General features: G+C 28.7%; 23 protein-coding genes and 1 riboswitch. Of the genes, 3 read left to right on the top strand and 20 right to left on the bottom strand.

Features of this window, described 5'->3' with window-relative positions:
• Positions 1-24: 24 nt before the first annotated feature.
• Positions 25-1,497 carry a nicotinate phosphoribosyltransferase gene (locus tag OIF33_RS05805; protein ID WP_322503279.1) on the top strand — a complete coding sequence of 491 codons (1,473 nt, stop codon included), beginning with the start codon at positions 25-27 and terminating at the stop codon, positions 1,495-1,497.
• A 79-nt stretch (positions 1,498-1,576) separates the two neighbouring features.
• On the opposite strand, the gene OIF33_RS05800 is transcribed toward OIF33_RS05805, so the two are convergent.
• Positions 1,577-1,753 (bottom strand): hypothetical protein, encoded by a 177-nt coding sequence (locus tag OIF33_RS05800; protein WP_322503278.1) that lies wholly within the window; start codon positions 1,751-1,753, stop codon positions 1,577-1,579.
• Between the two features lie 29 nt (positions 1,754-1,782).
• Positions 1,783-2,118, bottom strand: coding sequence for a hypothetical protein (locus tag OIF33_RS05795; protein ID WP_322503277.1), 336 nt, complete (start codon positions 2,116-2,118; stop codon positions 1,783-1,785).
• A 634-nt stretch (positions 2,119-2,752) separates the two neighbouring features.
• Here OIF33_RS05795 and OIF33_RS05790 point away from each other — a divergent pair.
• Entirely contained in the window at positions 2,753-3,172 is a 420-nt protein-coding gene (locus OIF33_RS05790) for a Fur family transcriptional regulator (protein ID WP_322503276.1), read from the top strand.
• Positions 3,173-3,290: 118 nt separating this feature from the next.
• Here the strand turns inward: OIF33_RS05790 and pepV are convergent, their stop codons facing one another.
• From pepV to OIF33_RS05710, 16 genes are all read right to left on the bottom strand, one after another.
• On the bottom strand, positions 3,291-4,688 hold the full coding sequence (gene pepV, locus OIF33_RS05785) for a dipeptidase PepV (RefSeq protein ID WP_322503275.1): 1,398 nt from the start codon (positions 4,686-4,688) through the stop codon (positions 3,291-3,293).
• A gap of 149 nt (positions 4,689-4,837) precedes the next feature.
• Entirely contained in the window at positions 4,838-6,148 is a 1,311-nt protein-coding gene (locus OIF33_RS05780; protein WP_322503274.1) for a uracil-xanthine permease family protein, read from the bottom strand.
• 290 nt (positions 6,149-6,438) lie between these two features.
• Positions 6,439-6,849, bottom strand: coding sequence for a thioesterase family protein (locus OIF33_RS05775; RefSeq protein ID WP_322503273.1), 411 nt, complete (start codon positions 6,847-6,849; stop codon positions 6,439-6,441).
• Positions 6,850-7,013: 164 nt separating this feature from the next.
• On the bottom strand, positions 7,014-7,769 hold the full coding sequence (locus tag OIF33_RS05770; RefSeq protein ID WP_322503272.1) for an ABC transporter ATP-binding protein: 756 nt from the start codon (positions 7,767-7,769) through the stop codon (positions 7,014-7,016).
• Positions 7,766-8,839 (bottom strand): FecCD family ABC transporter permease, encoded by a 1,074-nt coding sequence (locus tag OIF33_RS05765; RefSeq protein WP_416173352.1) that lies wholly within the window; start codon positions 8,837-8,839, stop codon positions 7,766-7,768. Before OIF33_RS05765 ends, OIF33_RS05770 begins: the two co-directional genes overlap by 4 nt.
• 144 nt (positions 8,840-8,983) lie before the next feature.
• On the bottom strand, positions 8,984-9,985 hold the full coding sequence (locus OIF33_RS05760; protein ID WP_322503271.1) for an ABC transporter substrate-binding protein: 1,002 nt from the start codon (positions 9,983-9,985) through the stop codon (positions 8,984-8,986).
• Between the two features lie 12 nt (positions 9,986-9,997).
• Positions 9,998-10,762: a cobalt-precorrin-6A reductase gene (locus OIF33_RS05755; RefSeq protein ID WP_322503270.1), complete on the bottom strand. Its 765-nt coding sequence runs from the start codon at positions 10,760-10,762 to the stop codon at positions 9,998-10,000.
• A gap of 18 nt (positions 10,763-10,780) precedes the next feature.
• Complete coding sequence (gene cobJ / locus OIF33_RS05750; protein ID WP_322503269.1) at positions 10,781-11,503, bottom strand: precorrin-3B C(17)-methyltransferase; 723 nt, start codon at positions 11,501-11,503, stop codon at positions 10,781-10,783.
• 2 nt (positions 11,504-11,505) lie between these two features.
• Positions 11,506-12,519, bottom strand: a complete 1,014-nt coding sequence (cbiG, locus tag OIF33_RS05745; protein WP_322503268.1) for a cobalt-precorrin 5A hydrolase — start codon at positions 12,517-12,519, stop codon at positions 11,506-11,508.
• Positions 12,520-12,521: 2 nt separating this feature from the next.
• Positions 12,522-13,277 carry a precorrin-4 C(11)-methyltransferase gene (cobM, locus tag OIF33_RS05740; protein WP_322503267.1) on the bottom strand — a complete coding sequence of 252 codons (756 nt, stop codon included), beginning with the start codon at positions 13,275-13,277 and terminating at the stop codon, positions 12,522-12,524.
• A gap of 14 nt (positions 13,278-13,291) precedes the next feature.
• Entirely contained in the window at positions 13,292-13,954 is a 663-nt protein-coding gene (locus OIF33_RS05735; RefSeq protein ID WP_322503266.1) for a cobalt-factor II C(20)-methyltransferase, read from the bottom strand.
• Complete coding sequence (gene cbiT / locus OIF33_RS05730; protein ID WP_322503265.1) at positions 13,954-14,547, bottom strand: precorrin-6Y C5,15-methyltransferase (decarboxylating) subunit CbiT; 594 nt, start codon at positions 14,545-14,547, stop codon at positions 13,954-13,956. Before cbiT ends, OIF33_RS05735 begins: the two co-directional genes overlap by 1 nt.
• A 19-nt stretch (positions 14,548-14,566) precedes the next feature.
• Complete coding sequence (gene cbiE, locus OIF33_RS05725) at positions 14,567-15,178, bottom strand: precorrin-6y C5,15-methyltransferase (decarboxylating) subunit CbiE (RefSeq protein WP_322503264.1); 612 nt, start codon at positions 15,176-15,178, stop codon at positions 14,567-14,569.
• A 27-nt stretch (positions 15,179-15,205) separates the two neighbouring features.
• Positions 15,206-16,303 carry a cobalt-precorrin-5B (C(1))-methyltransferase CbiD gene (cbiD, locus tag OIF33_RS05720; RefSeq protein ID WP_322503263.1) on the bottom strand — a complete coding sequence of 366 codons (1,098 nt, stop codon included), beginning with the start codon at positions 16,301-16,303 and terminating at the stop codon, positions 15,206-15,208.
• An 18-nt stretch (positions 16,304-16,321) separates the two neighbouring features.
• Positions 16,322-16,951 carry a precorrin-8X methylmutase gene (locus OIF33_RS05715; protein ID WP_322503262.1) on the bottom strand — a complete coding sequence of 210 codons (630 nt, stop codon included), beginning with the start codon at positions 16,949-16,951 and terminating at the stop codon, positions 16,322-16,324.
• Positions 16,952-17,788: a sirohydrochlorin cobaltochelatase gene (locus tag OIF33_RS05710; protein ID WP_322503261.1), complete on the bottom strand. Its 837-nt coding sequence runs from the start codon at positions 17,786-17,788 to the stop codon at positions 16,952-16,954.
• A gap of 125 nt (positions 17,789-17,913) precedes the next feature.
• Positions 17,914-18,097: riboswitch (cobalamin riboswitch) on the bottom strand.
• 222 nt (positions 18,098-18,319) lie between these two features.
• On the opposite strand from OIF33_RS05710, the gene OIF33_RS05705 reads away from it, so the two are divergent.
• A complete protein-coding gene (locus tag OIF33_RS05705) occupies positions 18,320-19,543 on the top strand; it encodes a 3D domain-containing protein (RefSeq protein WP_322503260.1) in 1,224 nt (407 codons plus the stop codon).
• 26 nt (positions 19,544-19,569) lie between these two features.
• On the opposite strand, the gene OIF33_RS05700 is transcribed toward OIF33_RS05705, so the two are convergent.
• Both OIF33_RS05700 and OIF33_RS05695 read right to left on the bottom strand, forming a co-directional pair.
• A complete protein-coding gene (locus OIF33_RS05700; RefSeq protein ID WP_322503259.1) occupies positions 19,570-19,887 on the bottom strand; it encodes a hypothetical protein in 318 nt (105 codons plus the stop codon).
• A 331-nt stretch (positions 19,888-20,218) separates the two neighbouring features.
• On the bottom strand, positions 20,219-21,518 hold a 1,300-nt coding region (locus tag OIF33_RS05695), incomplete at its 5' end, for an N-acetylglucosaminidase (protein ID WP_322503258.1).

Genomic DNA, 21,518 nt, shown 5'->3' with positions numbered 1-21,518 from the left:
TTATGAAAAGGAGATAAATTTTATATGGATTATAAGTTTGATGTAAAAAACCCTAGAAATCTTACAATGCTAGTTGATTTCTATGAACTTACTATGGCAAATGGCTATTTTAAAAATGGTATAGAAAATAAAATTGCCTATTTTGATATGTATTTTAGAAGGGTACCAGATGGCGGTGGCTATTGTATAATGGCTGGTGTTGAACAATTAATAGAATACTTATCAAATCTACACTTTTCAGAAGATGATATAGCATACTTAAAATCAAAGGAAATATTTTGTGATAAATTCTTAGAATTTTTAATAAATTTTGAATTTACTTGTGATGTTTGGGCAATTCCAGAGGGTAATCCTGTTTTTCCAAATGAACCTTTAGTCATAGTTAAAGGTCCTGTAATACAGGCACAATTTGTTGAAACTATGATACTTCTTACTATAAATCACCAAACACTTATAGCTACTAAAGCTAATAGAATATGTAGAGCCGCTGGCGATAAAACTGTTATGGAGTTCGGTTCTAGAAGAGCCCAAGGATATGACGGAGCAATCTATGGTGCAAGAGCTGCTGCTATAGGTGGTTGTGACTCTACAGCATGTACAATAGCTGACCAAATGTTTGATATACCAGCTATAGGAACTATGGCTCACAGTTGGATTCAACTTTTTGGAGATGAATATGAAGCATTTAAAGCATGGGCAGTTGCGTACCCAGATAATTGTACTCTTTTAATAGATACATATAATGTTTTAAAATCTGGTGTTCCTAATGCTATTAAAGTTTTTGATGAGGTATTAAAACCTTTAGGAAAAAGACCAAAGGGAATAAGAATAGATAGTGGTGATATCACTTATCTTTCTAAAAAATGTAGAAAAATGCTTGATGATGCTGGATATCCAGATTGTAAAATAATAGTTTCAAACTCTTTAGATGAATTTATAATAAGAGATGTATTAAGCCAAGGAGCTTCAATAGATGCTTTTGGAGTTGGCGAAAGACTTATAACAGCTAGATCAGAGCCTGTTTTTGGCGGTGTTTATAAATTAGTCGCAGTTGAAGATGAGGAAGGAAACATAATTCCTAGAATAAAAATAAGTGAAAATGAAGAAAAAATAACGAACCCAGGGTTTAAGAGATTAATAAGAATATTTGATAATACAACTCACACAGCTTTAGCTGATTTGATATTATTAAATGATGAAAAAATAGATACTGATAAACCATTAGAAATTTTTAATCCTATTCACGTATGGAAAAGAAAAACCTTAACTAACTATTATGTTAAGGACTTACTTGTTAAGATATTTGAAAATGGAGAGGTATGCTATAAAAATCCATCTGTCATGGAAATTAGAGATTATGCTCAAAAAGAATGTGAAAAGCTTTGGCCAGAAATTTTAAGATTTGAAAACCCTCATACTTATTATGTAGATTTATCAAATGGCCTTTGGAATCTAAAGCATAATTTACTTCATAGATATTCTAATATATATAAATAATTAAAGATTTGTAGGGTTCTTTACTTTTCTTTCTTATTATAAAAATAAGAGACGCTTCATACCCAAGAAGCGTCTCTTATTAATTTACCTGAGTTAAAACTAAATCTGATTCCTTATCTTCTTCCCCAAGTAAAAAGTTTTTATCTAAATAAAGAGAAAATACACATTCTTCTCCTGTAATCTTCTCATTCATTGGACATTCTTTATAACAACTAAATTTCTCCCTCTCACTCGACCAAAATGGACAATATGCCATATTATACTCTCAATCCCCTCTTAATTTAATTATAACATAGTCTTTAAGCCTGCATTTTTTATAACAGTAATGTTTGTAAGTTCATTTTGGAATGCTTTAAGTAAAGCTTTTTCTAAAACTTTTTCATGATCAAAATTAGCTACATCATTACATACAGCAAAAACTTTATTAGTTTCACCCATAACATTTCTATAAGTTAATGTAACATTTGGTTTTTCATATAATACATCAACTATTCTTATTCCCCATGATAAAGAAGCATAGTCTCCATCTTTCTTTAAGAAACTTAAATCCTTTAGTTTTTTCTCTTCTTGATTAGGATCTGAAACAATAATTAATTCGTCTCCAACTTTATATTTTGACATAATTAACCTCCTAAGTAATTAATTTATATAGTAAAGTTTACCACTCATTTAACTTTAAGTAAAGTAATTATCTTTCATATACCTATATATTATTTACTAATTTGAATACTATTATTTATTATATTTCAGGATACTTTTTTCAAATTTTACTTTAATACTTTTAACTTAAATTAATAAATAAACTATTAAAAAACGTTACATTTTTATAACATATTAATATATAATTGTAATTACTTTACTTGCAATTATATTTTTATACAAGTAAAATAGTTAATAGCGGTTAAAAATATTTAAATTAAAATTTATTTAACTTTCAAAATAATTTTTTAAAGGTATTTAAAGCTTCAAACTTTAATACCTTTTTTAATTGTTTAAAAATAAAAAAAAAGAACAGTAAAAATAACTGTTCTTAAAGGAAAATGAAATGAACATGGAAAAACTTTGTTAATTAATTAACAACCTTTAAATAAATTTTATCATAAAAAGGCTATTTTTACAAGTTTTTTTTATGAATTTTTGTGAAATAATATTTAACATAGTTTAATGTTATTTAATATTAAAAGATAATCTTTGACATATAATAATTATTATTATATAATATATTTAATTATCATAGATGATAGGGATGGTGGAAATGGACAATATAACTTCTGTTTTTAAAGAAAAAAAATTAAAATTAACTCCTCAAAGGATTGCTGTTTATAAATACTTAAAAGGTACTAAGGAACATCCATCTGCTGAGACAATTTATAAGGCTTTACAGGAAGATTATCCTACAATGTCACTAGCTACAGTTTACAAGGCATTAAAAACTCTTGTAGAAGTTGAATTAGTACAAGAAATTAATGTTGGTGAAGGAAACTTTAGATATGATGGCACTGCTAAAGATCATTGTCATGTTCAATGCCTAGCTTGTGGTAGAGTTGATGATCTTGAAAATTTAGATTATAATCATCTAAATGAAGAAGCCCAAAAACATTCAAGCTATAAAATACTTTCAAACAAGATGTATTTTTATGGAATATGTGAAGAATGTCAAGATAAACACGAATAAAAAAAAGAGTGGATTTTCACCACTCTTTTTTTATTTTATTAATTATGGATTTTTTAACTAACTATGTTCATAAAGTTAAGTTTAATTAAAAAATATATAATTTTATTAATCACTATAATTATTTTGCTAATTCATATAAAGCTTTTGCATATATTTTACTTATTAAAATTAAGTCATCTATTTTAATATATTCATTTGGTTTATGAATAACATCTGGTTCTCCTGGGAATATTGGTCCAAATGCTACTGTATTAGGCATTTCTTTAGCATATGTACCTCCACCAATAGATATTAATTCTCCTTCTTTTCCTGTTTCTTCTTTATATACTTTTTGTAAAGTCTTTATTAAAGAATGGTCTGCTGAGAAATATAATGGTTCTTGGTGTTCAAAGTTTTCTATTTCTATGCCTTTTCCACTTATTCTTTCATTAAATGGTTTCATCATATCTTCTAAAGTCTTAGTAACAGGATATCTTAAGTTTAAAGTAACTCTTCCTTCTTTATCATTTAAATCAATTACTCCAACATTAAAGCTTAATTTTCCTGAAGCTTCATCTTCTAAGAATATACCAAATTTTTCTCCATATACATCTTCACCAATATTATCATTTAAGAATTTAATAAAGTCTTTAATATCTTTTTGTGTTAAATCTAATTCTGATAATATTTTAACTGTTTGCATAATAGCATTTATACCTTTTTCTGGTGTACTACCATGAGCTGAAACTCCAAATACTTTTAATTCAATTTCATCATTGCTATGTGATAATTCAAACTTAATATTATTTTCCTTAGCAACTTTTTCTATTAATTCGCAAACTTTATCTACTTCTTTAGTTTTTAATTTTATTTCACAAAGACTAGCAACTACATTTGATGCTATTCCACCCTTTATACTTTCAACACATACATTACCAGGAACTTTCTCGTCTCCAAAAGCTTTAACAATGTCAAAAATAGTGATACCCTTTTCTCCATTTATTATTGGAAATTCTGCATCTGGAGTAAATCCTGCTACTGGAGCTTTTTCACGTTCTAAATAGTATTCTATATCTTTACTTCCAGTTTCTTCATTAGTACCAAAGATTATTCTTATTCTCTTTGATATAGGTAACCCTGAATCTTTTATAGCCTTTAAACCATATAATGATGCAATTATTGGTCCTTTATCATCAGTTGTTCCTCTTCCATAAATTTTTCCATCATGTATTTCTGCTCCATAAGGTGGATAAATCCAATCACCGCCTTCAGGTACAACATCTAAATGACCTAAAGCAGCTACATATTCTTCTCCATCACCATACTCAGCATATCCTACATGTCCATCTAGATTAACAACTTTAAAACCTAATTTTTTTGAAATATTTAAAGCATGTTCTAAAGACTTTGAAACTCCCTCTCCAAAAGGCATACCTTCTCTTGGTTTTCCTTCAACACTTTTGATTTTAATAATACTTTGCACTGATTCAATTAAATCTTCTTTCATTTCATCAATTTTGCTATTTATTAAATTCATTTTTGACACTTCCTCTCATCAATTTGTGTTAACAAAATATTAATATTTATTATTAATATGATACCACATTCTAAGAAATTTTTCTAATTTATTTTATACAAAAAAATAACAAATCATTTTAATTTTAAAATGACTTGTTATTACTCTTTTTAAGCAGTTACTTCTTCACTATTTTTTACTGATTCAAACTTAGTAATTATTAAATTTAAAACAACTCCTACTAAAGCCGCTAAACTTAATCCTGATATACTTACAGCTTCACTTATGTTTATTCCTATAGGACTTTCCATAAATAAACCTGATAGACCAACGAACATTATTATTGCCATTAGTATAATATTAGTTTTATTTAGCTTGACTTTTTCATTCTTTATTGTTTTAACCCCTACTAAGGCAATCATAGAGAATAACATTAAACTTATTCCTCCCATTACTGATTGAGGAATTGTTCTTATAACTGCTCCAAACTTTGCTATAAAGCTTAGTATTATGGCAAAAACAGCTGTTAATCTTAAAATTGATGGATTATAATTTTTAGTTATTGCTAACACTCCTGTATTTTCTCCATAAGTAGTATTAGCAGGCCCTCCTAATAAAGATGCTACTAAAGTTGCTAGTCCATCTCCTAATATTGTTCTATTTAAGCCTGGATCTTCTATAAAGTTTTTACCAACAACCTGTCCATTAGTAGTTATATCACCTATGTGCTCCATTGATACAGCTAATATTACTGGTAAAGTTATCATTATTGCTCCAAAATCAAATTTTGGAAGTGTAAAGTTTGGTACTGCAACCATAGTACTTTGTTGAATTAAACTTGTATCAACTTGTCCTAATACTAAGCTTAAAGTATATCCAACGGCTACTGCTGTTATTATTGCTAATTGTGAGAAAAATCCCTTTCCAAACTTACTTATTAATAATGCTAATCCTAATGTAGTAATTGCTATTATAACTGAAATCATCGCCCCAGATTCCCCGGCTATTAAAGATTTAACTCCAGCCATCTCTAAAGCGTTAGGTATAAGGTTTAAACCTATAACCATAATCATAGGTCCTACCACTCTTGCAGGTAAAAATCTTCTTATTCTCTCTACACCTATTTTCTTTATCATAAAAGAAATTAATACATATGCTAGCCCTGCAAAGAATATTCCTCCTTGAGCATATCTCAAATCACCATACTTCGCAGCAACTGCTGTGATTACTGGTATAAATGCAAAAGATGATCCTAAAAATACTGGAACTTTTCCTTTAGTACATAAATGGAATATTAAAGTACCTACTCCTGCTGTGAATAAAGCTACTGAAGGGTCAAGCCCTGTTACCATAGGTACTAATATTGTAGCTCCAAACATAGCAACTAAATGCTGTAGTCCTAAAATACCATTTTTTAAATAGGATAAAACTCCTTCTGTCTTAATACTGCTTTTTTCTTTACTCATTACTTGTTGTGCCATAAATTTTAAGCCTCCTTACTCTTATTAAGGAGAAAGCTCTGTTTCTCCTCTTTCCAGCCTCACAGGACTGATTTAAAAAGGTAAAAATAAAACTTCTTGCCAGTTAGAGACAAGAAGTTAATTCTTTAAACTAATAAAATTTATATTTATAATCTAAATAACCAATTCTTCTAAGCCTCTCTGGACTGAATTAAAGAATAATTTTATTTTCTTAGATTATATTTTAATTAATATATATTTTCAATAAACAAAAAGGTTTTTAACATTTTATTGATTAATTATTCATCAATTTAACAATCACTTAATTTTTCCCACATTTCTGGATGCACTTTTTTAAGGTTTATTATTCTAAAAGTGGTACTATCAACAAAAGTTTGAAGTGTTTTCCCTGTAGCAATAAGCTTATTATCTTCTTCTCTTTTAACAGTATATTTTAATCCTACCTTAATGGGTGTTATTTCGTCATATTCTGTTTCTATAACAAGATTATCCCCGTACTTTGCAGCATCTATATATTTACACTGTGTTTCAACTAAAGGCATCATAACCCCCATATCCTCCATATCTTTGTATCTTATTCCAAACTGCTCTATGAAATCCTCTCTTGCTGATTCAAAATATATATAATAGTTGGCATGATGTACAACCTTCATTGCATCTGTTTCTGCATATCTTACCTTAATTCTACTTATACTTTTCATATAAAATTACTCCTTAACAAAATTTATTTTACATATTGTAATTTTATATTATTTTACTTTGATTTACAAACATTTTGATATTTCAAAAATAAAATTAGTTAAAATATAAAAAAAATACTCTGCTTTAAATAAAAATCACTGTTTATCTAAAGCAGAGCCTAAAATTAAAATAAAAAGTTTATCGTCATATTTCCTTTTGAATTTTCTCCTATTTCACATTCAACCCCAAAGACATCCTTTATATTTTTAGGAGTTAAAACCTTTCTTGTTTCTCCTCCACAAACAATTTTCCCCTTATTCATAATATATACTTTATTACAATAAGCTGAAACTAAATTCATATCATGTAATGCGGCTAAAACTGTTATATTTAGTTCTTTGACAATATTCATTATTTCTATTTGATATTTAATATCCAAGTGGTTTGTAGGCTCATCCAATAAAAGAATCTCTGTCTTTTGTGCTAGTGCTCTAGCTAATAAAACCCTTTGTTTTTCACCACCTGATAAACTTAAAAAATCTCTATCTTTATATTCAAGCATATTAACTTTCTCTAGAGAATTTTTTACTATTTCGTAATCTTCCTTATTGTCTAGCTGAAAAGTCTTCTTATAAGGATTTCTTCCCATAATAACAATATCTTTAACCTTAAAGCTAAAATTATATTGATTAAATTGACTTACTACAGCTAACTCTCTTGCCATTGACTTTATACTTATTTTATTTATATCCTTATCATTTATATATATTTCTCCACTTTTTTTATCTAGTAGCTTATAAATAGTTTTTAATAGGGTTGACTTACCACTTCCATTTGGTCCTATAAGTCCAATAAAATCACCTTTTTTAACATTAAATGAAATTCCCTTTATGATTTCATTTTTCCCTATTGAAACCTTTAAATCCTCTAACCTTATCATAATCCTTGCTCCTTTTCTCCATTACCTTTTATCATTAGCCATAATAAAAATGGAGCACCTATTACAGAAGTAATTATTCCTATAGGAAGTTCCATGTTAGAAACTGCACATCTAGCAATAACATCTGCCCATATAAGAAATATAGCACCTAATAAAGCACTAAAAGGCAGTAAGACTTTATGATCTGTACCAAATATAAGCCTTACAATATGAGGAATCATAATACCTACAAAACCTATGGTTCCACATACTGAAACAATTACTCCAGTTACTAAAGAAGATAATATCATATATATCTTTCTATGCTTTTCCACATTTAACCCTAAAGTTATAGATGTTTCATCACCTAATACTATTAAGTTTAAATTTCTATATTGGGTAAAGAAATATATTAAAGGAATTATTGATACCATTATAGGAAGAACTATATTACTCCATTCTGCCCCTGCAAGACTTCCCATCATCCAGAAGTTAACTGTTCTTATTCCCTCATTGTCCTTTGATAAAAATATTATAAGACTTGTTAATGAGGAGCATATAGAACCTATAACCATACCGGCTAATATCATCTTAAAAGGCGTTATACGTCCTCCTATTTTGGCTAAGAAGTAAACAAATATAGATGCCACTAAAGCTCCTAAAAAAGCTCCTAGGCCGACACCAAAGCTTGATAACACTCCTGTAAATCCTATAAGTATTGAAAATGTAGCTCCTAAAGAAGCTCCTGAGGATAATCCTAATATATATGGATCTCCTAAAGGATTTTGTATAGTTGCCTGCATAATTACCCCAACAACTGCTAATGACATTCCTGTAAAAGCTCCTAAAAGCACTCTAGGCATTCTAACTTCCCATATTATATCGAAAACTGTACTATTTAATAATTCTCCTAAATTTCCTATTTTAATTCCTAATACTTTATATAAAAACACTCTATATACATCATAAGGAGGAATATCTACAGCACCAAAGGATATTCCTAATATTATAGATAATATAAAAAGTACAACTAATAAAATAGCAATTATAACTTTTTTATTCATTCTCCCATTTAATTTAAACAACTGCATTTAACACTCCTCTATTGAAGTTTGATAACTTTTTAATTCTATTTTAAATCTATGCCTAATAATTACTAAGCTCTAAGACTCCACTTTCTTAAAGCGAGAATCTTAGAGCTTCTAAAATTTTTAAATCTTAATAAAAATTAACCATTATTTTACTAGGTCTGGATATAACCCTTTTGCTATTCTTTCAATTCCATCTACAGTTCTTACTCCTCCTGCATATGTCTCTGAAAGTGGAGTATATATTATTCTATTTTCTTTTATTGCTGTAACATTTTTTAATGCTTTATTATCTAATAAAGAACTCGCCTCTTGATTATCTTTATTTTGCATTAAGTAATGTATAAGAACAATAGCATCTGGATTCATTTCTATTATGTTTTCAACTCCAATACTACCAGAATCCTTAGCTATATTAACTCCACCAGACTTAGAAACCATATCTGAAACTAAAGTCTTTGGTCCATAAACTCTAAATTTATTTTCTCCTTCACCTTCTAGTATTAAAACCTTCATTGGTTCTTTAACAGATTTTGTTTTCTCAGAAATAACATTTATTCTTGTTTTCATATCATCAACATACTTAGTTGATTTTTCTTCTACATTAAATATTTTACCTATGTCATTTATATCATAGTAAACATCCTCTAAAGTCTGCTCTTTTGAAATACCAGAGTTTCTTTGAATGAAAGTTTTCACACCCTTTTCATTCCATGACTCTACAGTACCTAGATTTTTTTCTGAAAATACACTTTTCCATCCCATTATTAAATCTGGATTTAAAGCTAAAACAGCCTCTTTACTTGGATATGTATCAGAAATTACATTTATATTTTTATACTTTTCCTCTAATCTTGGAAGTATGGGACTATCCATAAATGATGTTCCTACTAAATATTCTTGTAAATCTAAATCAAGCATTATCTCTGTAGTTGTTTGATTTGTACTAATAACTTTTTTAGGTTTGCTTTCAAAAGTCTCATCAAATTCCTTACCATTTTGATTATATGTACTTATTATAACTGGATATCCCTCTTCATTAGTATTTTTTGAAGCTATATTTTCCTTTGAATTTCCAGTACATCCTGCTAAAGCTAAAGAAAATACTAACCCTATAGTAGCTAAACTTAAAATTCTCTTTTTTTTCATTTTATCCCCCTGTTATTTTAAAACCTTTTTAATATGTTCTACCGTTTCATCTATATCAGAAAAATATTTACCATAATCAACCTTAGGCTTCTCAACTATTATTAGTTTAATATTTGAATCTAAAGCTGCCTTAGCCTTTTCTAAAGCTCCACCTCTCTCGCCACTATCTTTAGTTAAAAGAGCTTTAGCTTTATATTCATCTATAAAAGCTTTATTAAGTTCATATCCAATAGGACCTTTTATGGCAATTATATCTTCTATCTTAACTCCTAAATCTATAAGATCATTCATAACCTTTTTTGAAGGTAATACCCTGTGAATAATTCTATTCTTAAGGGATGATTCTAATATTTGCTTTATTCCATTACTTCCTGTAGTATTTAAAATTGGACCATCAATACTAGAATCTAATTCTTTTAACTTGTCCAATCCGCTTATTCTAATAATATTAGGATCATCTAAATCTTTTAATACGCCATTTCTTTCATATCTTATGTATTCTATATTTAAAGTTTTACATACCTTTATTGTGTTTTCACTTACATTTTTTGCATAGGGATGAGAAGCATCTACAATCCCTTTTAAGTTGAACTCTTTAGCAAAATTAATAAGTCCCTCTTCATCTAAGGGTTTAGTATTCATAAAGGCTACTTTAAATTCTTTTAAAAGTTCTCCTCCATATTCAGTTGCTGTAGATATAACTATCTTATCCTCTAGCCCCTTAAGCTTTTGTAAAAACTCTCTTCCTTCAGAAGTACCTAATATAAGTGCAATCACTTTCTCACCCCATTAGCCTTATTTTTTTATTTTATATCCTCTTGGAGTTATAAAATATCCATCTTTAATGTAACTTTTTGAGTTTCCTATGATTACAATTGAAAACATATCAACTACTTCATCATTAAAATCTTTTAAAGTAAATATTTCTTTACTTTCTCCTTCTCTTAAAGCATTTCTAACAACTGCTATAGGTGTTGTTTCTTCTCTAAATTCCTTAATTATATCAACACACTCTTTTAAATAGTGAGGTCTTCCCTTACTCTTTGGATTATAAAGAGAAATTACGAAATCTCCTTCTGCAGCTAAACGTACTCTCTTTTTTATCTCTTCATAAGGAGTCATTAAATCACTTAAACTTATATTGCAATTATCATGCATTAAAGGAGCTCCTAAAACTGATCCTGCAGCACTTGATGCTGTAATACCAGGTATTATTTCAACATTCTCATCTTTTCTCATTTCTAATATAAGTCCAGCCATGCCATAAATTCCTGAATCTCCAGTACTTATTAAAGCGACCTTTTTATCCCTACTAAGCTCTAATGCTTCTCTACATCTTTCCTCTTCTCCACGCATACCAGTTTTGAAGATTTCCTTATCTTTAATTAAATCCTTAACCATTTCTATATATTTAGTGTAACCAACTATTATTTCACATTCTTCAATAGCTTTAACAGCTCTTAAAGTCATTTCATCTAATCCACCTGGCCCAATTCCAATTACATATAATTTTCCCATTCTTATTCCTCCTTATGCTTTAGCTTAAGCTCTCCAATAGTTAATGTCATTCCATTTTTCTTTAGTTTATTTACTATAATATTTCCATTCATTAAAACAACTGCCGGCTCTGATACAGCTCTAACTCCAACAGATTTTTCTACAAAATCACTACCTTCAAATTCATCTTGAACATGTCTAATCTCTTCTCTAGAAAATGTTTCAAAAGGACAATTTAAAAATTCACTTAAATCTAAAATAGCCTTTTCTTCTTTTTTTAAATCTATTGATCCTATTTTTAAAACGGCTCTCTTATCAATATTTAAATTTTTTAGTGAAGAAAGCACAAAATCTATTAACTCTTCAGATGGAACACCTTTTCTACATCCTACTCCAAGTAATATATTTTTTCTTATCAACCTTAAAACTCCCTTAAGATTTTCATCCTCATTTTTTTCTTTGTTAGTTATCCAAAGTGTATTATCTTTTAATGAATATGTACTTTCATAGCCTAAAGGTAATTTAATTAAATCATTATCATCCATAAAATAAACTTTTTTATTATTTACTAATCTAGAAGCAATCTCTTTTGCCTTCTTTAAATCTTCTATAATAAGATTATTACTTTTAGCTACCATATCTGGCGCAACTTTATTTTGATTATCTGTGGCCGTAGTTATAACTGGAATATTATTTAATATTTTACTTATCTCTAAAGTTAATTCATTTGCACCACCAATATGCCCTCCAGCTAAACTTATGGTAAACCTATTATTTACATCAACCATAACAATTCCAGGATCCTTATCCTTTTTTACTATAAAAGGAGTTATAGCTCTCACTGCAATCCCTGTTGAACTTATAAAAATAATATTTTTACAAGTTTCAAACATTTCCTTAGTTGCTTCTTTTAAAGAAAAATCTTCACATTTGCTTTTGCAAACCATTTTGAAATTAATATTATTTTCTTCAAAAAACTTTATAAGCTTATCTCCTATAAAGTCACCTTTTTCAGTAACACTTATTATTCCAATCATATTTAATCAATTCCTTTTCTGAACATATGAGTAAAGTGTTTATCATAAAGAAGACTTTTCTCATAATCACAGTCAATGAAATCTCCAACTAATATTTGAGCACATTTATTTATACCAGCTTCTTTTACTTTTTCTGATATATTATCTAATGTTCCAATAATCACTTCTTGATCATCCCATGTTGCTCTTGAAATTACAGCTATTGGAACATCCTCTCTTCCATATCCTCTTTTTAATTTTTCAACTACCTTGTCAATCATTGATATAGAAAGAAATAATGCCATAGAAGCTCCTATTGAAGCTAATTTTTCTAAATCTTCTTTTTCTGGCACTGGAGTTCTTCCTTCAACCCTAGTTAATATAACAGTTTGAGTTACTGATGGAAGTGTAAATTCCTTTTTTATAGCAGAAGCTGCAGCTGTAAATGAACTTACACCTGGTACAACCTCATATTCTATATTAAACTTGTCTAATTCATCCATTTGTTCCTTAATAGCTCCGTATATTGATGGATCACCAGTGTGAAGTCTTACTATGACCTTATCTTCACCATCATTTTCTTTTATAACCTCAACTACCTCTTCTAAAGTCATTGAAGCTGAGTTATATATTTTAACTCCCTCTTTGCAAACATCTAAATGTTCTTTGCTTACTAAAGATCCTGCATATATTACAACATCTGCTTTTTCTAAAAGATTTCTTCCTCTAACAGTTATTAAGTCAACAGCTCCTGGTCCTGCCCCTATAAAATAAAGCATTCTTATTCCTCCTTTTATTTACTTGCTAATATTAAAGACATATAATCTCTATGATTTACAATTTCTTCTCTAGTTCTTAAGATTTTTTCTCCTTCTCTACCTGCTCTACTAACTAGCACATAGTCAAATCCTTTTTCTTCTAAAACATCTATAACTTCTTCTTCTTTTTTGTAAACTTTCATTATTACAACAAACTTCTCATCTTTTATATCCTTTACTCTAGCTGCTGGAAGAACAAGTAAAGGTTCATTACCTACAACTAATGTTCTGTCAACTATACTAGCTGCAGCACAGAAAGATGTTATTCCCGGAATAGTTTTTACATGGAAACCATTATCCTCTACATAATTTAATAAATGTATATATGTACTATAAACATAAGGATCACCTATAGTTAAGAAACTTACGTTTTTTCCTTCTTTAAGTTTTTCTAAAATAAAGTCATAAGCCTCTTTAACTTTTAAATCTCTATTCTTCTTTCCCATTGGAAAATGTTTAATAGCTATTTCTGTTCCTTCTTTTATATATTCTTCAGCAGCAGTTAATGCTATACTATCTCCACCTTCCTCTGCACTTGGTGCTACTATAACATCACTATTTTCAATTGCCTTTACCGCTTTTACTGTTAATAATTCACTATCTCCAGGTCCTACACCTATTCCATATAATATTGCCATTAAATTTCCTCCTTAAACGCTTTAACAATAAAAATTGGATTATTGCTAATCATCATGTATGTATTTTCTCTATTTTTACTTATGTTTACTAAAGAAATCTCTGTTTTATATTCTAATTTTTTTAAGATTTCTATAGCATTATATGCATTATTTAAAGTTATGAAGTTTAAAACTAAAACTCCCTGTTCTTTAAGAATTTCATTTGATATATTTATAATTTTTTCAAGTCCCCCACCAGAGCCTCCTATAAATATAGAATCAAATTTTGAAATTTTTTCTTTCTTAATTTGGTTTGAAAGTGATTCCATATGTTCTATAGCATCACCCTCTAATAAAGTAACATTATTACAGTTAAACTTTTTTAAATTCTCTTTAGTTACCCTTATAGCCTCTTCATCTCTTTCTATAGAAAATACTTTTCCATTTTCTATAAATTTAGAGGCCTGAATAGTAATACTACCAGTTCCACTTCCTATATCTAAAAAATTAGAATTTGTATTTAACTCTAATTTACTAATAGTAAGGATTCTAATATCCTCTTTTGTCATAGGACATTTTCCTCTTATAAACTCTGAATCTTTTATAAACTTCATATATCCTCCAAAGGAAAATTTATCTTTCAATTATTATTACAGATAAATCTCCATAATCCTTTTCGCAAATTTCTCTTGGATTTCCAATTGTTATATTTTCATTTTCATAAGAAAGATTTTCTCCAACATATATCGTACATTCTATAGAATTTTCTATTAACATTTTACTTAGTTCATTTGGAGTATTCTTTTTATCAGTTAACCATATAGAAAGTTTGTTTTTTTTGACAACTTCTATAAAATTTTCTTCTCTTCCATGCATACTTCCTACAAATGCATTATTCCAAGATTTATTTACTTTGCATGTTAAATACTGAAAAGAACTTATTCCTGGAATAATAGAAATCTCTCCATAATAATTTTTTTCTATGTAATTTGTAATACCATAAAAGGTAGGGTCTCCTGATGCAACAATTGAAATATCATTCTCTTCATTTTCATTTAAAAAAGCTATTAATTCACTTAAAGTTTTGACCTTTTTAAACTTTTCATCTCTTAAATTATTTAAAAACTTTAAGCTTGAAATTGCTCTTTCAAAACCTACTATATAATCACTTTTTTCTAGTTCCTTAATAACCTTAGGAATTATATAGTCTTTATGGCCTGGTCCTAACCCTAGTATCTTAACCAATAGCCTTCATTCCCTTCTAATTTAAGTTTAATCAAACAAGTTTGAATTTTTAGATTCATATAATAATTTCATTTCCTTTGATCCATAATACATAAGAATATTAAAATTTGCCTCACCGTAAGAGTAAATATCTAATCTCTTTAATACTTTTTCTCCAATTCTCTCATATAACATTGGGAAATCATCTCCAAGAAGTCTTACAGCACCTTCACTTGTCTTTTCTTCTAAAACCTTTTTAACTAGTTCTAAGTCATATCCCATTAAAGTTAACTCTAAAGCTATAACTTCTAATCTTACGTCTGAAACTCTACTATGTGTATTAAAACAGCCAAATGCAATTTTACTTAGTTTTCCTATATGACCTATTATGGTTAAATCCTTTATTCCTTGAGCTAAGGCACACTCTATGGAAAATCCTACATAGTTAGATATGATAACTATATTATCCTTTTTATATCCTCTTTCCCTTAGAAACCTTTCTCCCATATTACCAAAGACAAATACAAGTTCATTATTAGACACTGCTTTTTGCCTTATTTCAATTCTAATAGATTCCTTTAAAGCATCTTCAGACATTGGATACACAATTCCTGTTGTGCCTAGTATTGATATTCCATCAACTATACCCAATCTAGGGTTAAAGGTTTTCTTAGCAATCTCCCTTCCTCTTGGAACGAAAATTGTTATTTTTACTCCTTTATTTTCAGGTAATACACTTAATACTTCCTTCTTAATCATTTCCCTAGGTACTGGATTTATAGCTGGCTGTCCTTTTTCTACAAAGAGCCCATCCTTAGTAACTCTTCCAACACCTTCTCCTCCACAAAGCTCAAATCCTTCTGAAATTTCCTCTGCCTTTGCAAATATAGCTATTCCTGAGGTAGCATCTATGTCATCTCCACCATCTTTTATTATGGAACATGAAACGGAGTTTTTTTCTACTTGTATATCTTGTATTTCTAAACTAAGCTTTATGTTTTTAGGAGTATCTATCTCTATAACTCCTATATCCTTTTTATGAAAAAGCATATATGTGGCCGCCTTAGCTGCCGCCGCTGCACAAGATCCTGTGGTATACCCACATCTAAGTTTTTTTCCACCGCTTTCTACATACATTTCAAACATTTAATATACCTTCTTTTATTACATTTCTCTTTTATAATTCATATAAAGCAATGCATTTATTATGGCTGCTGCTACTGTACTACCACCTTTTCTTCCCTTAACTCTTATATAAGGAATACCTAGTTCATCTAAATCCTCTTTACTCTCACTAGCACCTACGAACCCAACTGGAACAGCTACTATAAGTTTTGGTTTTGCCTTTCCTTCCTTAATAAGTTCTCTAAGTTTAAACAAAGCTGTTGGAGCATTTCCAAAAACAAATATATCTACATTTTCCTTTGCCGCAAGTTCAACACCTGCCATTGAACGAGTTATCTGTTTTTCTTTTGCTAATTTAAACACCTCATCTAAACCAACATAGCATTCAACTGATGAATTTAATTCCTTTAAAGCTCTTTTATTCATACCTGATAAGGCCATTGTTGTATCAGTATATATTTTAGCTCCAGATTTTAAAGCAGAAACTCCAGCTTCTATAGCTCCTTCACTTATTTCAATTAAATCCTCATACTCAAAGTCTGCTGTAGTATGTATAACTCTTTTTACTATTTCTAACTCCTCTTCTGAAAAGTTATGATTTTTCATTTCAGAACCTATTATTTCAAAGCTTCTTTTTTCTATGCCCATAGGACTTTTCATATAATCCATTTATCTCTTCACCTTTCTATGTCTTTTTTTAGTTTCTCCTAAACCTTTATATGTACCATCTATAACATCTTTAACACGTTCTATGTAAAGTTTTCTAAACTCTTCTCTTTCCCCTAATCCTTTTAAAATAACATCAGTTTTAATTCCTTCACTTTCAAGTCTACTCTTCCATGAATCCTCATCTTCTGAAGCCATATCATTTTTAGCATGGTCTCCTGCTACAACCATTAAAGGAATAATAGTCACATTATCTAAATTTTTCTTTTTAACTCTTTTTAAAACATCTGAAAAATTAGGATATCCCTCTACAGTTCCAACAAAAATATCTTCATAGTCTCTATCTAAAACTGATTGAAGACATCCATAAACAGCATTGGAAGGATGTGCGCTTCCATGACCAACTAATATACACGGTCTATTCTCTTCTATTACTTCTTTCATACTATCAACAAAGGCAGAATAGTCATTTGGTCCATCACCAAAACCTTCATAATAAAATATTGGTCTACCAGTTTCTATCTTTTTAAAATGATTTTCATAATTCTTCACCATATGCTTTATATAGTCAAATTCTTCACCTGGCATAATATGAAGTGGTTGCACCACAACTTCTTCATATCCTTCTTCCTCTAACTTTTTTAAAGCATCTTCTGGAAACAGTATATTCATATCATATTTTTCTTTAAGCTTTCTTACTATCATATGTGATGTAAAACTTCTAAAAACATCATACTCTTCAAAACTTTCTTTTATTGAATCTTCTATTTTTTTTATAGAATTATTTAAGGCATCTAAATGACTTGTTCCAAAACTTACAACTAATATAGCTTTTTTCATGTTTCACCTCTAAAAAATTAAAATAAAAAGCATCTGTGTTACAAAGAACCAGATGCTTTAATAAAAAGTAATTATTTTCCAATATAAATATAGGAATCAATAAATACTACATCTTCCCTCCGAAGCTTAGTTCATAATTTTTAGGCAGGTATCCTGACTTAAGGCTTATCCTCATTTCTCCCTTCCCAATTTAAAAAAATCAGTGAGCAATTAGAAACTTGTATCCTATTACAGTAGCGGGGGCTGTAGTGGATTTTAACCACTTTCCCTTTTAATTAGTAAAATTAAACCTAAAAATATAAAATATTATTTTTTTCTTAATTATAATATATAATTTTAATTATTTCAACATAAGACAAATTTCTTATTTTTTCAGATTTATAGTATAATTAAATTGTTAATTTTTTCTTAACATATTTAAATGGGATAAAGGTTAAATTTGTGTTACATTTGACTTTTATGTTATAATTCAGTAATACAGGATGAAATACACTTAAGTTGTGGACAGTTTAACTAAAAGGAGTGTACTTTATGCAAAAAAGAATTTTATCAGCATTAATAGCAATAACTATAAGTATTTCAACGACTCAAGTAGTTTTTGCTGATACAATAAGTGATAAGAAATCAAATATACAAGAAAATAAAGTAAAATATGAACAATTAGATAATGAGGTTATGTCTCTTAATTCTCAAGTATCAAAACTTAACAATGAAATTGAAGAATTAAATGCTAAATTAGCAGATAATCAAACTAAGATGAAAGATACTGAGGAAAACTTAAAAGAAACGGAAAGTAAAGTAAGTACTTTAAAAACCGAAATAGATCAAAAGCAATCTGTTTTAGGTAAAAGAATGCGTGCTATGTATAAAAGCAAAGATTCAATGAACCCACTAGTTTTTCTTATTAAATCTGAAAACTTATCAGATTTAATAACAAGAATAGATGCTTTGGCAAGGGTTACAGCCTTAGATAAAAATCTTATAAATGATCTAGATTCTCAAAAAGATTCTCTTGATCAGGATATAAAAAAATTAGAAAGAGATAAGGCTGAATTAAAAGAATTAAAAAGTTCAACTGAGGAATCTCTTAAAACCCTAGATAGTAAAAAAGTTGAAGAACAAAAGAAAATTGATGAATTAAACAATCAAAAAGAAGCTGTTTTAGGAATAATTAAAGAAAATGAAATGTCTTTAATTTCTCATTCTGTTTCTGTTATAAATTCATCTTCATCAGTCAATGAGCTTGAAAATGCAATAAGCACATTGAATCAATTAATCCCACAACTTAACATCGATTCAGTAAGGGATACAGCTAATAATTCTGTACAAGCTGCCAAAAACAAAATTGAATCCATAAAAGCTGAAGAAGCAGCTAAAAGTATTAGTAACAACTCTCCAGCTAATTCAAATAATAATAATAACAACAATAATACTTCTAACCAACCTAGTGATGGTAACTATAAGAAAACACTTTCCGTTGAAGCTACCGCATATACTGGAGGAACATTAACTGCCATGGGACTTAAACCAGTAAGAGATCCAGGTGGAATAAGTACAATAGCAGTAGACCCTAATGTAATTCCATTAGGTTCAAAAGTGTACATCCCTGGATATGGCTATGCCATAGCATCAGATACAGGAGGAGTTATTAAAGGAAACATAATAGACCTTTATATGAACTCTAATGATGAATGTAAATCTTGGGGAAGACGTCAAGTTACATTACACATAGTTGCCTATCCTGGTGAATGGTAAAATAAAAAAGATAAGACATTTTTGCCTTATCTTTTTTTTAATCTTCCACCAAAATCATTAAAAATTTTCAATAATAAAAAAATTGCTGTAAAGGCTACTATAGCCGTAATAATTGCAATAAAAAAGTTTAATATATCCTTAAAACTTAATCCAACCCCTGTTAGAAAATTTTTAAATTTTATACTTATCTTAAAAAATCCCCACAAAATTAAACTTCCTATAATTCCTACTGAAGCTGCAGTCAATCCAATTTTCGATTTTTTAAATAAACATACTACTCCTATTAAAGCAAATGTTATTATTATGAAAATAAACTTCCAATCTAAAATCTCCAAAGTTTTCATTCTCCTAAACATACTTTCCTTATTATTTTACTTAACAGAAGTAGTAATTATTACTTTATCGATTTAAGCGTTTTAATATTTTTCATTAACTTTATTAACTAACCTAAAGGCATAGTCTTTTAAAAAAATATGTTTTTATTTAATACGAATATTATTATCAATAATATAAACCCAATTACAATTATTGTACTTACTCGTCTTCTCAACACATAATTATTCATTTATTTTCTCTCTTACGCTAAAATTAGCTAAAATAAAAGGAGTATAAAAACTCCCTTTATTTACTACGATTAAATTCTAAATAACAATTAAATTTAGACTTCTATTACCTCTAATTTGAAAATACAGGTACATCAAATGTAAAGTTATTATTTAAATATAAATCTTCATAACTATTCATAATATCAGCTATCTCTGATGCATACCATGTAGTTGTTGCATATTGATGCCATATATTAGATATATTTTGATTATATCTCATTTTATAAAGTGTATTTTGTTCATAGGTTGGACTATGAACATAATTTGCAGAAACAAATGCTGCTGCTCCTTTTATAGCACTTTCAATACTTGTCCAACCTCTATTGTAAGCATAGGTTGTTCCTAATATTAATGCTCTATTAGGAAATGCTGAAGAATTATCCTTAGCTCCTATTCCAAATAAATTATAAACTGTAACAGGTTTAGATAATGGTATCATATGATATCCTACTAATTGACCATAGCTATTATATATAGGCTTACTTTCATCTGCAATTTGAGTAATAGTTACTCCTCTTGCAAGTTTACTTGTTCCATTACCTGTTTCATGTAAACATTGAGCAACTAAATATATAGGATCTATATTATACGATCTAGCAGCATCAACAAAAGCTTGTCCTTGACCAGTTAAAACGCCTTTATTGTTTAACCTGCTACTTAATCCATTTACATTAACAGCCCTAAACCTATCAATTCTTAAGAATTGTAATTTATTAGTAGCCTTCGCTGGGTTTATATATCTCTCAAACTCTGAATATGAATAATTTACTGGGTTACTTCTTTGTTGCATTCTAATATATTCGTCAAGAGATACCCCATATGGTGTTTTTATAGCATCTCCTAAATCTAATTCTGGATTAACATTTGAATTTCCATCAAAAATATTTATATAGCTCTTAGATGCATATGCTTCCTGACCTTTATAATTTATTTTGTAGAACCCATTTTCTTCACCTAAAATTTCAACACTTTCACCACTACTTAAAATTCCAAGAATTTGAGATGATGTATTTGCTTCTTTTCTTACATTTAATCCATTAGAAGCTGTTACAATTCCTGTTTTATTAGTTTCTTCTGGTTTACTTGGTTGTTCTGGTGTTGTATTATTACCTTCATCCTTAACATCTTTAATATATTCTTTAGCTACATAGCCATAGGAACCCTTAAATTCTATTTTGTAGAATGAGCCTTCTTCTCCTACTATTGTTACCTTAGAATTTCCACTTAAGCTTCCTATTACCTTACTACTTGTGCTAGCTCCTTCTCTTACATTTAAAGAACTACTTACATTTACTATTCCTGTCTTTTTGGTATTTTCTGGTTTTTCCGGTTCAGTTGGTTTTTCTGGTTCTGTTGTATTTCCTTCATCT

Source organism: Clostridium sp. LIBA-8841, assembly GCF_034439435.1.
Lineage (GTDB): Bacteria > Bacillota > Clostridia > Clostridiales > Clostridiaceae > Sarcina.
The sequence above is the reverse complement of the archived record's forward strand: the minus strand, read 5'-3'. Positions and strand labels throughout refer to the sequence as shown.